Origin of the sequence: Neisseria sp. RH3002v2f, from assembly GCF_014596375.1 — a bacterium.
Classification (GTDB): Bacteria; Pseudomonadota; Gammaproteobacteria; order Burkholderiales; family Neisseriaceae; genus Neisseria; species Neisseria cinerea.
On record NZ_MAYZ01000021.1, the window covers coordinates 84,830 to 97,452 of the forward strand.

A 12,623-nucleotide genomic window follows, 5' to 3' on the forward strand; every position below is an offset into this window, starting at 1 on the left:
GGTTTTCAGACGGCATTTTTATCCGCATTCAATGTCGGGAAAAATGCGCCCACACCGACCTGCAGTTTTCCGGCAGCTCGGGACACGCGCCGAGAATGCCGCCGCTGAAGTCATTTAAACGGTGGAAGTCGCTGCCCGCGCTGGCAAGCATACCGAAGCGTTCTGCCAAAAGCGCGTAGTTGAGGCGGTCGTTTTTGCAGCAGTTCCCGCTGTGGACTTCGATGCCTGCGCCGCCGAGGTTTTTAAATTCTTCAAACAGATTGCGCTTGGCGGTGGCGGACAAATCGTAGCGCATGGGGTGGGCGATGACTGCCATGCCGCCCGCGCCGTTGACGGCGGAGACGCAGTCTTCCAGCGTCGCCCATTCGTGTCGGACGGCGCAGGATTTGCCGTCGCCCAAGTATTTGGTGAACGCCTGCTGCTTGTTTTTGACATGTCCCGCTTGGATGAGGAACTCGGCGACGTGGGTGCGGCTGACCATTTCTTTGTTTGCCGCCAGTGCCAGTGCGCCGTCGTATGCGCCGCCGATGCCTTTCTTTTCGAGCTTGGCGGCGATGGCTTCAAGACGTTTCAGACGGCCTTGCCGCACTTGCGCCAACAGATTTTGCAGGTTTTCGTCCTGCTCGTCGAAATCTAAACCGACAACGTGTATGGTACGCCCGCGCCACGTTACGGAAATTTCCACGCCGTTAATCAGGCGCAAACCGAGCCTGTCGGCTTCGGCACGCGCTTCGGCGATGCCGCCGGTGTGGTCGTGATCGGTCAACGCCAGCAGCGTGCAGCCGTTTTGATGCGCGAGGCGCACGACTTCGGCGGGGGAGAGCATACCGTCGGAAACGGTGGAATGGCAGTGCAGGTCTATCATGGGGCGTTATGTGTGTGGTAAATGATGAGCAGGAGAAAATATTATCGGTTGGTGTGGGTACGGCGGTCATTTTAAAAAACGGGTGTATGGCAAATTCAAAGGAAAAGTCCCTATGCCGTTATTCCCAACCATTTTCAGACGGCATCGTCCGACCAACCCGCTTCTTTCAATTTCCGCCGTTGCGCGTCGTAGCGGGCCTTATCTGCCCAATAAATCGTCTGAATGCACGCCTCGCCGCAGTCGCTGCCGCAGCATTCCCACGACTCGGGGCGGATGGGTTCGTCTAAAAGCGGCTCGCCCAAAAGGGCTTCGGCTTTATGCTTCAGGGTCGTATCCATCGGCGATTTCCAAGCGCGCGCCGTCAAACTCGATGACTTCGCCGCCGCGTATTTTGGCCGTTTTGCGGGTTTCGGTTTCGCCGTTGCGCAACACCAGCCCTTCGGCGATAAACGCTTTCGCCTGCCCGCCGCTTTCGGCAAGTCCGGCCAATTTCAAGAGGTCGCACAAGGCGATGTATTCGTTGTCTTCAAGATAGACAGTGGCTTCCATAATGTCCCCTTTCAGAAAGAGGCCGTTATTGTAGCACCTGCCGCTGCCGTACCCAAAATTACCGCAAAGCCGGCAGGATATCCCGCACACCTGTTCCGTAAAAGTAAAAATGCCGTCTGAAACCCCATATGCCGCAATCCGTTCAAAGAAACCCTGTCCAACGGCAGCCGCAATACAAAAGCCCGACCCATCACCGTCCGGCAACAAAACAGGCGGCATCTTCATCCTGCAAGACCTGACCGTCCACACCCAAAGCGGCGGCAAACTGCTCTCCGGTATCACCCTCAAAGCCTGCGCCCCCGAATGGGTATTGCTCGAAGGCAGCAGCGGCTCAGCCTTGCCCGCGCATTGCTGCACAAACCGCAAATCCTGTTCCTCGACGAAGCCACCAACCAGCTCGACGACGAATCCGCATTGACGCTAATGCACCTCCTCAAACACGAACTGCCCGATACGCTGGTCATCGGCATCAGCCATCAAAACGAAATCAAAAACCTGTTTGAACGTAAAATTAATTTAACTGCTTGCCATCCGTCTGAATAAGGTATATAGTTCTTTATGACTAGTTTGGTAGTACTTTATATCTATCAATACTTCTTGGGAAGCCTCCGCCATACGGCAGGAGGCATTTTTTTACCGTCGTAAAAGCTCAAAAACATTTGCAGGTCATGCCGTCTGAATCCGAAACGGCATTACCCACACCGCCATCTAAAGACAACCCTGCTACAATACGCCTTTTATTGTTCACGCCGATTTTGCCATGACCGAGCCGACCTACATCCCCCTGCGCCTGCATACCGAATTTTCGATTACCGACGGTATGGTGCGGATTAAAAAACTGATTGCCAAAGCGCAGGAATACGGTTTGCCTGCTTTGGGCATCAGCGATTTGATGAACGAATTCGGCTTGGTGAAATTCTATAAAGCCTGCCGCGGTGCAGGGATTAAACCCATCGGCGCGGCAGATGTATGGATAGGCAATCTGAATGCGCCCGACAAGCCGTTCCGCGCCATGCTGATTATCCGCAACGATGCGGGCTATCTGCGCTTGAGCGAGCTTTTAACGGAGGCCTATGTCGGCAAAGACCGCAATATCCATCATGCGGAACTCAATCCCGAATGGCTGGAAAGCGGCGACAACAGCGGCTTGATTTGTTTGAGTGGCGCGCATTACGGCGAAGTGGGCGTGAATCTGTTGAACGGCAATGAAGATGCGGCGCGTGCGGCGGCGTTGAAGTATGCGGCGTGGTTCCCCGATGCGTTTTATTTAGAGCTGCAACGCCTGCCCGAACACCCCGAATGGGAGGCTTGCGTTTCCGGCAGCGTGAAGCTGGCGGAGGAACTGGGTTTGCCGGTGGTAGCGACGCATCCGACACAGTTTATGAGCCGCGACGATTTCAACGCGCACGAGGCGCGGGTGTGCATCGCGGGCGGCTGGGTATTGACGGACAAAAAACGTCCGCGCGATTTCACGCCGAGCCAGTTTTTCATTCCGCCGGAAACGATGACCGAACGTTTCGCCGATTTGCCCGAAGCCTTGGAAAACACGGTGGAAATTGCCAAACGCTGTAATCTGCACATCACATTGGGCAAAAACTTCCTGCCGCTCTTCCCTACTCCGGACGGCCTGTCGCTGAACGATTATTTGGTGAAGCTGTCCAACGAGGGTTTGCAGGAACGCATGGTTCAGCTTTATCCCGACGAGGCGGAACGGGAGGCGAAAATGCCGGAATATCAGGAACGTTTGGATTTTGAGCTGAACATCATCATCCAGATGAAATTCCCCGGCTATTTCCTTATCGTACAAGACTTTATCAACTGGGCAAAAACGCACGGCTGTCCGGTCGGACCGGGACGCGGCTCGGGTGCAGGCTCGCTGGTGGCGTATTCATTGAAGATTACCGACCTTGATCCGCTCAAATACGCGCTGCTGTTCGAACGTTTCTTAAACCCTGAACGCGTTTCCATGCCCGACTTTGACGTGGACTTCTGTCAGGCAAACCGCGGCCGAGTGATTGAATATGTACGCGAAAAATACGGTGCGGAAGCGGTCAGCCAGATTGTGACCTTCGGCACGATGTCGTCCAAAGCGGTGATACGCGACGTAGGGCGCGTGCTGGAGCTGCCGTTTACCCTGTGCGACAAACTGTCGAAGCTGATTCCGTTGGAAGCCAACAAACCTCTGAGTTTGGAAAAAGCCATGGAGGCCGAGCCGCAGATTCAGGAATTAATCGAAGCGGAAGAAGCGGACGAACTGATTACGCTGGCGAAAAAGTTGGAAGACCTGACGCGCGGTTTGGGTATGCACGCGGGCGGCGTGTTGATTGCGCCGGGCAAGATTTCCGATTACAGCCCCGTGTATCAGGCGGACGAATCCGCCTCGCCCGTATCCATGTACGACAAAGGCGACGTGGAAGACGTGGGTTTGGTGAAATTCGACTTTTTGGGTCTACGCAACCTGACCATTATCGAAATGGCGCAGAACAACATCAAAAACACCACCGGCGATATTGTCGATGTCGGCAAAATCCCGCTCGACGACCAGGCCGCCTACAAAATCTTCCGAGATGCGAACACCACCGCCGTCTTCCAGTTCGAATCGACCGGTATGAAAAAAATGCTGAAAACGGCGCATACCACCAAGTTTGAAGAACTCATCGCCTTCGTATCGCTCTACCGACCCGGCCCGATGGACAACATCCCCGACTTCGTTGCGCGCATGAAGGGGCAGGAATTCCAATACATCCACCCGCTGCTCGAAGGCATCCTCGCGCCGACCTACGGCATTATGGTGTATCAGGAACAAGTGATGCAGGCGGCGCAGATTATCGGCGGCTACTCGCTCGGCGGCGCTGACTTGTTGCGCCGCGCCATGGGTAAGAAAAAGCCCGAAGAAATGGTGAAACACCGCGAAATCTTCGCCGAAGGCGCGGCAAAACAAGGTATTTCTCGCGAAAAATCCGACGAAATCTTCAACTACATGGAAAAATTCGCCGGCTACGGTTTCAACAAATCCCACGCCGCAGCCTACGCCCTGATTTCCTACCAGACCGCATGGCTCAAAGCCCACTACCCTGCCGAATTTATGGCGGCAACCATGTCGTCTGAATTGGACAACACTGACCAACTCAAGCATTTCTACGACGACTGCCGCGCCAACGGCATCGAGTTCCTGCCGCCCGACATCAACGAATCCGACTACTGCTTCACGCCATATCCGAACATGAAAATCCGCTACGCACTCGGCGCGATTAAAGGCACTGGCGAAGCAGCCGTCGAATCCATCATCGCCGCGCGGCAAAGCGGCGGCAAGTTTACGGGCCTGTTGGACTTCTGCGAGCGCGTCGGCAAAGAACACATGAATCGCCGCACCCTCGAAGCCCTGATACGCGGCGGCGCGTTCGACAGCATCGAACCCAACCGCGCCATGCTCTTGGCGAACATCGACCTCGCCATGAACAACGCCGATCAAAAAGCCGCCAACGCCAATCAGGGCGGACTTTTCGACATGATGGAAGACGCCATCGAACCGGTGCGGCTCGTTGACGCGCCCATGTGGAGCGAATCAGAAAAACTCGCCGAAGAAAAAACCGTCATCGGCTTCTACCTCTCTGGCCACCCGTTCAGCCCATATGCCCAAGAAGTCCGCCAAATCGCCCCGACCAAATTAGGTCGTCTGAAACCGCAAGACAGTGTGCGCCTCGCCGGATTCGTGACCGCCGTGCGCACCATGATGGGCAAACGCGGCAAAATCGCCTTCGTCAGCCTCGAAGATTTGAGCGGACAGATTGAAATCATGGTCAGCGGCCAGACGCTGGAAAACTGCGCCGACTACCTCAAATCCGACCAAGTGCTGATTATCGAATCCAAAGTCAGCCGCGATGATTACGGCGGCGGCGACGGGCTGCGCATTATGGCAAACCAAGTTATGACCCTGCAAATGGCGCGTGAACGCTACGCCCGCAGCCTCTCCCTCGCCCTCGCCCCCGGCCACGACATCACGCGCCTCGCAGCCATCCTCACCGCCCACCGCCTGCCCGACACGTCGCACATCCCACTGCAACTGTCGTACAGCAACGGCAAAGCATCAGGCAAATTGAAAATTGCGCCAAAATGGATGGTAACGCCAAGCACCGGCTTGTTTGACGAACTGGAAACATTGCTTGGCAGCCGGTCGGTGCACGTCAACTGGTAACCCAAAACATAAATGCCGTCTGAAACCCAAAACCGGTTTCAGACGGCATTTTTTAACCGAAATAAACGATGCCCCTTAAAGCGGAAGCTTTAAGGGGCAGAGCGTTGCGGCACATCTTTTCAGACGGCCTTATTGTAGCAACGGTTCTCATTTCGCAGTGCGACAATATGTTCGAAATTCTAGCCCTTGTGAGATGATAAGTCAATAATCTATTTGTATATAAATAAGACAATCAGATATATTATCATTATTTGCAACATTGTTTACGGATTAATAAATGGCTGCCTTCAAACCCAATCCAATCAACTACATCCTCGGCCTCGATATCGGCATCGCATCCGTCGGCTGAGCGATGGTAGAAATCGACGAAGAAGAAAACCCCATCTGCCTAATTGATTTGGGCGTGCGCGTATTTGAGCGTGCAGAAGTGCCAAAAACAGGCGACTCCCTCGCCATGGCAAGGCGTTTGGCACGCAGTGTCCGCCGCCTGACCCGCCGTCGCGCCCTCCGCCTACTTCGAACCCGTCGCCTATTGAAACGCGAAGGCGTATTACAAGATACCGATTTTGATGAAAACGGCTTGATCAAATCCTTACCGAATACACCATGGCAACTTCGCGCAGCCGCATTAGACCGCAAACTGATGCCTTTGGAGTGGTCGGCAGTCTTGTTGCATTTAATCAAACACCGCGGCTATTTGTCGCAAAGAAAAAACGAGGGTGAAACTGCCGATAAGGAGCTTGGCGCTTTGCTTAAAGGCGTAGCCGACAATGCCCATGCCTTACAGACAGGCGATTTCCGCACACCGGCCGAATTGGCTTTAAATAAATTTGAAAAAGAAAGCGGCCATATCCGCAACCAGCGCGGCGATTATTCGCATACGTTCAGCCGCAAAGATTTGCAGGCGGAGCTGAATTTACTGTTTGAAAAACAAAAAGAATTCGGCAATCCGCATGTTTCAGACGGCCTTAAAGAAGGTATTGAAACCCTGCTGATGGCGCAACGCCCCGCCCTGTCCGGCGATGCCGTTCAAAAAATGTTGGGGCATTGCACCTTCGAACCGACAGAGCCGAAAGCCGCTAAAAACACCTATACCGCCGAACGTTTCGTCTGGCTGACCAAGCTGAACAACCTGCGTATTTTAGAGCAAGGCAGCGAGCGGCCATTGACCGATACCGAACGCGCCACGCTTATGGACGAGCCATACAGAAAATCCAAACTGACTTACGCACAAGCCCGTAAGCTGCTGGGTTTAGAAGATACCGCCTTTTTCAAAGGCTTGCGCTATGGTAAAGACAATGCCGAAGCCTCAACATTGATGGAAATGAAGGCCTACCATGCCATCAGCCGTGCGCTGGAAAAAGAAGGATTGAAAGACAAAAAATCCCCGTTAAACCTTTCTCCCGAATTACAAGACGAAATCGGCACGGCGTTTTCCCTGTTCAAAACCGATGAAGACATTACAGGCCGTCTGAAAGACCGTGTTCAGCCCGAAATATTAGAAGCGCTGTTAAAACACATCAGCTTCGACAAGTTCGTCCAAATTTCCTTGAAAGCATTGCGCCGAATTGTGCCTCTAATGGAGCAAGGCAAACGTTACGATGAAGCCTGCGCCGAAATCTACGGAGACCATTACGGCAAGAAAAATGCGGAAGAAGAAATTTATCTGCCGCCCATCCCTGCCGACGAAATCCGCAATCCAGTCGTCTTGCGCGCCTTATCTCAAGCCAGAAAAGTCATTAACGGCGTGGTTCGGCGTTACGGCTCCCCTGCGCGTATCCATATTGAAACGGCAAGAGAAGTAGGTAAATCGTTTAAAGACCGCAAAGAAATCGAAAAACGCCAAGAAGAAAACCGTAAAGACCGGGAAAAAGCCGCCGCCAAATTCCGAGAGTATTTCCCCAATTTTGTCGGCGAACCCAAATCCAAAGATATTCTGAAACTGCGTCTGTACGAGCAACAACACGGCAAATGCCTGTATTCAGGCAAGGAAATCAACTTAGGCCGTCTGAACGAAAAAGGCTATGTCGAAATCGACCATGCCCTGCCGTTCTCGCGCACATGGGACGACAGTTTCAACAATAAAGTGCTGGTATTGGGCAGCGAAAACCAAAACAAAGGCAATCAAACCCCTTACGAATACTTCAACGGCAAAGGCAACAGCCGCGAATGGCAGGAATTTAAAGCGCGTGTCGAAACCAGCCGTTTCCCGCGCAGTAAAAAACAACGGATTTTGCTGCAAAAAATCGACGAAGACGACTTTAAAGAACGCAATCTGAACGATACGCGCTACGTCAACCGTTTCCTGTGCCAATTTGTTGCCGACCATATGCGGCTGACAGGTAAAGGCAAAAGACGTGTCTTTGCCTCAAACGGACAAATTACCAATCTATTGCGCGGCTTTTGGGGATTACGCAAAGTGCGTGCGGAAAACGACCGCCATCACGCCTTGGACGCTGTAGTCGTTGCCTGCTCGACCGTTGCCATGCAGCAGAAAATTACCCGTTTTGTACGCTATAAAGAGATGAACGCGTTTGACGGTAAAACCATAGATAAAGAAACAGGAGAAGTGCTGCATCAAAAAACGCACTTCCCGCAACCTTGGGAATTTTTCGCACAAGAAGTCATGATTCGCGTCTTCGGCAAACCAGACGGCAAACCCGAATTTGAAGAAGCGGATACCCCCGAAAAACTGCGTACCCTGCTTGCAGAAAAATTATCATCTCGCCCCGAAGCCGTACACGAATACGTTACACCACTGTTTGTTTCGCGCGCGCCTAATCGGAAGATGAGCGGGCAAGGCCATATGGAGACCGTCAAATCCGCCAAACGCCTGGACGAAGGCGTCAGCATGTTGCGCGTACCATTGACACAGTTAAAACTGAAAGACTTGGAAAAAATGGTCAATCGGGAGCGCGAACCTAAGCTATACGAAGCGCTGAAAGCACGGCTGGAAGCACATAAAGACGATCCTGCCAAAGCCTTTGCCGAGCCGTTTTACAAATACGATAAAGCAGGCAACCGCACCCAACAGGTGAAAGCCGTACGCGTAGAGCAAGTACAGAAAACCGGCGTATGGGTGCGCAACCATAACGGTATTGCCGACAACGCAACCATGGTGCGCGTAGATGTGTTTGAGAAAGGCGGTAAGTATTATCTGGTCCCGATTTACAGTTGGCAGGTCGCAAAAGGGATTTTGCCGGATAGGGCTGTTGTCGCTTTTAAAGATGAAGAAGATTGGACGGTAATGGATGATAGTTTTGAGTTTAAGTTTGTACTTTATGCGAATGATCTGATTAAAGCTGAACTTAAAAAAGAAACTTTCTTCGGCTATTTTTCTGGATTAGATCGTTCTACTGGTAACATTTCTTTGCGTTCACATGATTTAGATAAAACTAAAGGTAAAGACGGCGTATATCGAATCGGAATTAAAACTGCCCTTTCATTCCAAAAATACCAAATCGACGAACTGGGCAAAGAAATCAGACTATGCCGTCTGAAAAAACGCCCACCTGTCCGTTAAATTAATCTGTCCCTGCTTCAGACGGCCTGAAGCAGGGATTTTTTATATCAAAATAAGGGGAAAAATATGGCTTGGCGCAGCATGCTCATTCAAAACGGCGGCAAACTATCCTTGCAACGCCGGCAACTGCTGATTCAACAAAACGGCGAGTCCCACACCATACCATTAGAGGACATCGCCGTTATCATCATCGAAAACCGCGAAACCCTGATTACCGCCCCGCTCCTATCAGCCTTAGCCGAGCATGGCTCAACCCTGCTGACCTGCGACGAGCAGTTCCTGCCCTGCGGACAATGGCTGCCTTATGCCCAATATCACCGCCAACTTAAAATCCTCAAGCTGCAGCTAAATATAAGGGAGCTACAACATATATAACGCGCGTTTTATATTACGGTCAATTGTAGCACTGCGAAATGAGAAAGATAGTGTATTGCCCCGTCAATAAACTTTACATTTTTTAAAGGTGCAAGAAGTCCCGCCCTGCGGTGCAGTGCGCTTTATCGTTTGCTTCATCTCGCCGCCTTTCAGCGGTAACGTCTTCTGTCGAAATTCTCCCCGTTTTTCAGAAGATGAAAAGCGATGACGACAAGTTTACGCATGATGGCTACGATAATGAGTTTTGGCGGCTTGCCCTTTGCTTCAAGCCTTGCGGTAAAGTTGGGAAATGCACCCATACGATAGGCTACAAGAGCAGGCATATATAACGCCGCTCTTGTTTCAGATTTTCCAATTTTTGAGATGCGCGTCCTGCCTTTGACGCTTTTCCCTGATTGGTGTTCTTTTGGGTCAAGTCCTAGATAAGCTACAAGCTGCTTTGCATGTTTGAATTGTTCTGTGATGATGGAACAGAGGACGGCAGCAGAATTCTCGCCGATTCCGTCTATGCTTTTCAGTGTCTTTCTGCGTTTGTCCTGTTCGGGATTGTCTCGGTAATATTCTTGCAATTCCTTTTCAAGGCTTGCTATCAGTTTTGTGAAATGGTTTATTGTTTCTTTGATATGGGGTTTGATGAAGTCAGGTGCTGTTTTGTACTTAGTTTGTTCGGAAGCCCTTTGATGTTTGGTTCGGGCGATATACCTTACAAGCTCTTGCAACTGTCTGTGTGATGATTCCGGCAGTTTCCATTCTTCGGGGTTCATGGTTTGGCAATAACGTGCAATCAGCCTTGCGTCCTGCCTATCGGTCTTGCTGCGGTTCATTACCGCCGTTCCGAATCCTTTAATGGTTCGTGGGTTGACTACGCTCATTTTGTAACGACGGGCAAGGGCTTTTGCCGATTCTTCGTAATATGTGCCTGTTGCTTCGCAACAGCAGTGCAGATTACTGTCTGCTCCATGTTCTTGCAGCCATGTTTGCAGCTTGTCTATGCCTGAACTGTCGTTCGTAAACTTGCGTTCATAAAAAATGCCGTCTGAAATCAGACAGCAGTCTAATGTTTGCTTTGATACGTCTATACCTAGATGCATTGCGTTTTGCCTTATGAATACGGGTTCTTTGTCCCTGAATAGTGTTCAAACTTCTAATGCGGTAAAACCCCCGTCCCTTTCTTTCTCTCATACTCATGTTATAAGGCTTATTCGGGTTCGGGGGTTTTGCTTGGGGTTTCGTCAAACGCCAAGCCCTCAATGGGCTGATTTACTCATTCAGGGCTTGAAGCTTATCGTGTGCTTGCCTTCGGCGACATTCGCCATGTGGCAGGGGTTGGCGCAAAAAACCGCACCAACCCTTCTTTAAAGCGTTTTTGGGTGGGCTAGCGTCAAGGGGTATCCGTAAAGAATCATAAAGGCGATAAAGCCACCTTTACGATTCTTTACGGACGTCCTCCCCCTGACTTGGGTCAGGTTGCAGGGTTGGAACGGTTTTTTTACGGTTAAGTCGGAAATTTGTCTCCGAGATACATCACAACGGCGGCTATAAGCTCAATCAAGACAACGGGCAGAATAAAATACTTTTTCACGCCTGCCCATCCGCCCTTTTTGTAGTAGCAACGCGTTGCCCAAATTCCTAGTAAAAAGCCTGCGCCCATTATGTGCCTCCTACCACGCCGCCGGCAATTCCTTCAAAAGCCTTACCGCGTTCCTCCCAGTTGTCGTACATGAGATTTTGCTGCGGCTTGCCGCCCATTACGGCAACTTTGCCGCCCTGGGGTGCTTCTGCCTTCGGTGTCGTGGTTTCTGTTGTTAATCGATTACTCTCTTTGTAAGGATTGTATATTCCGTTCTCAACGTAATCAAGACATTGGGATTTGGGTATGTCTTTTAAGGGCGTTGCCTGCTCCGTGTAGCAGGTGCAGCGGTTTTCTGATTTGACACAGGCAACGGGATACGGCATGGTTTTCACGGCTTTGTTCATGCCGTCATAAATGGGAGCGGTTTCGGGTCTGCCTTCGACACGGGGACGGTAGTCGTCCTCTGTGAGATACGCGGCTTTGCGTTCTGCCTCCTGCTCCGCCTGTGTCTTGACCCCCTGCGGCTCTGCGCTGCTTTGCGGCTCTTGGACTGCCGCCCCGCTTCCTCCGCCATAGGGCGGCGGCAGCGTTTCGGCAGTCTGCGCCACTGGCGCTGCTTTTATTGCCGGTGTCTGCCAACTGCTGTACAGGTAGTAGCCTGCGCCGATTATGACGGCGAGGACGACTGGGAAGATGTAGACAACTCGTGAAAGCCGCGTTTTGATTTTTGTGTGTTCTTCAGCAGATTTGTACACGCCGAACGCTCGTTTGTCCAAGGTGTACACGCTCTTCACGCCATCGGCGATGCTCTTACGGTTTTGAGGGTCTCCGCATCCTTCCCATTCAACCATTCGTCGAACGCCCAGATTAGTTTTACTAATATGGTAATGATGCTCAATCAAAGTTCTTACGTTTATGTCTATCAGGCGCGGATGCTGTGTCAGCAGGAAGATGTCTATGCCCTTATGCCTATGGGTTTCAAGCTCTGCAACATAATCGGGTACTTTTGAACCGCTGGGACGTGGGCGGAATACACGCTGGCATTCGTCAATGACAAGGATTGCGCCTGTCGGCGCCCATTTGTGCCACGTCTGCATGCTCTCCCCTTCGGGTATCGGTAAATGCGGTATTACATCTTCTTTAACTTCGGGTATGCCTTCAATGTATAAGGGGCGGTTCTTGAGGTCTTCGCGCGTCATAAGGTCTGAAATCATTTTCAGGGTCTTGCCCGAACCTGGTACTCCTGTGATGAGGTACAGCATTATTATCCTTTCGTCATTGATGCCGACAGTTTTGAAACTGCTTTAAGTGAAGCGATAAACGCAAACGTGCCGAACAGCCAGTTAAGGGATACGCCGATACCTGCGATATAGGCGAGTTGCAATGCAACTTCGGGGATACCCCCGATTTGCTGCTGTACGGTAGACAGCAGGTAATTTTGCATTTCGTTCAGTCCGATATAGGACACAAACGACACGCCGAGGGCGGCGACGACTTTACCAGCGAATGTCGTTAAAACGGCGGTTAAGAGTTTTCCCCACAT

9 protein-coding genes and 2 pseudogenes are annotated in these 12,623 nt (G+C 51.5%); 4 read left to right on the plus strand and 7 right to left on the minus strand.

Features of this window, described 5'->3' with window-relative positions:
* Positions 1 to 28 precede the first annotated feature (28 nt).
* From BBW69_RS05535 to BBW69_RS05545, 3 genes are all read right to left on the minus strand, one after another.
* On the minus strand, positions 29 to 865 hold the full coding sequence (locus BBW69_RS05535) for a PHP domain-containing protein (RefSeq protein ID WP_188210679.1): 837 nt from the start codon (positions 863 to 865) through the stop codon (positions 29 to 31).
* A gap of 134 nt (positions 866 to 999) precedes the next feature.
* Positions 1,000 to 1,203, minus strand: coding sequence for an oxidoreductase-like domain-containing protein (locus BBW69_RS05540; protein WP_188210680.1), 204 nt, complete (start codon positions 1,201 to 1,203; stop codon positions 1,000 to 1,002).
* Positions 1,181 to 1,414: an RNA-binding S4 domain-containing protein gene (locus tag BBW69_RS05545; protein WP_002240013.1), complete on the minus strand. Its 234-nt coding sequence runs from the start codon at positions 1,412 to 1,414 to the stop codon at positions 1,181 to 1,183. The genes BBW69_RS05540 and BBW69_RS05545 overlap by 23 nt, the downstream gene beginning before the upstream one ends.
* 321 nt (positions 1,415 to 1,735) lie before the next feature.
* Here BBW69_RS05545 and BBW69_RS10135 point away from each other — a divergent pair.
* The 4 genes and pseudogenes from BBW69_RS10135 to BBW69_RS05565 form a co-directional block, all read left to right on the plus strand.
* Positions 1,736 to 1,957, plus strand: a pseudogene (locus BBW69_RS10135) (ABC transporter ATP-binding protein/permease); the annotation flags it as partial.
* A gap of 217 nt (positions 1,958 to 2,174) precedes the next feature.
* Positions 2,175 to 5,609, plus strand: a complete 3,435-nt coding sequence (dnaE, locus tag BBW69_RS05555) for a DNA polymerase III subunit alpha (protein ID WP_188210682.1) — start codon at positions 2,175 to 2,177, stop codon at positions 5,607 to 5,609.
* 352 nt (positions 5,610 to 5,961) lie between these two features.
* The gene (cas9, locus tag BBW69_RS05560; RefSeq protein WP_223169961.1) at positions 5,962 to 9,132 is read left to right on the plus strand and encodes a type II CRISPR RNA-guided endonuclease Cas9; all 3,171 of its coding nucleotides are present in this window, start codon (positions 5,962 to 5,964) and stop codon (positions 9,130 to 9,132) included.
* Between the two features lie 66 nt (positions 9,133 to 9,198).
* Positions 9,199 to 9,492: pseudogene (locus tag BBW69_RS05565) on the plus strand (CRISPR-associated endonuclease Cas1); the annotation flags it as partial.
* A gap of 164 nt (positions 9,493 to 9,656) precedes the next feature.
* Here the strand turns inward: BBW69_RS05565 and BBW69_RS05570 are convergent.
* The 4 genes from BBW69_RS05570 to BBW69_RS05585 all read right to left on the minus strand — a co-directional run bounded on the left by BBW69_RS05570 (position 9,657) and on the right by BBW69_RS05585 (position 12,623).
* Complete coding sequence (locus BBW69_RS05570) at positions 9,657 to 10,598, minus strand: transposase (protein ID WP_188210683.1); 942 nt, start codon at positions 10,596 to 10,598, stop codon at positions 9,657 to 9,659.
* Positions 10,599 to 11,002: 404 nt separating this feature from the next.
* On the minus strand, positions 11,003 to 11,158 hold the full coding sequence (locus BBW69_RS05575) for an ABC transporter (RefSeq protein WP_107960121.1): 156 nt from the start codon (positions 11,156 to 11,158) through the stop codon (positions 11,003 to 11,005).
* Entirely contained in the window at positions 11,158 to 12,342 is a 1,185-nt protein-coding gene (locus tag BBW69_RS05580) for a zonular occludens toxin family protein (protein ID WP_188210684.1), read from the minus strand. Before BBW69_RS05580 ends, BBW69_RS05575 begins: the two co-directional genes overlap by 1 nt.
* Before the next feature lie 2 nt (positions 12,343 to 12,344).
* Complete coding sequence (locus BBW69_RS05585) at positions 12,345 to 12,623, minus strand: DUF2523 family protein (RefSeq protein WP_188210685.1); 279 nt, start codon at positions 12,621 to 12,623, stop codon at positions 12,345 to 12,347.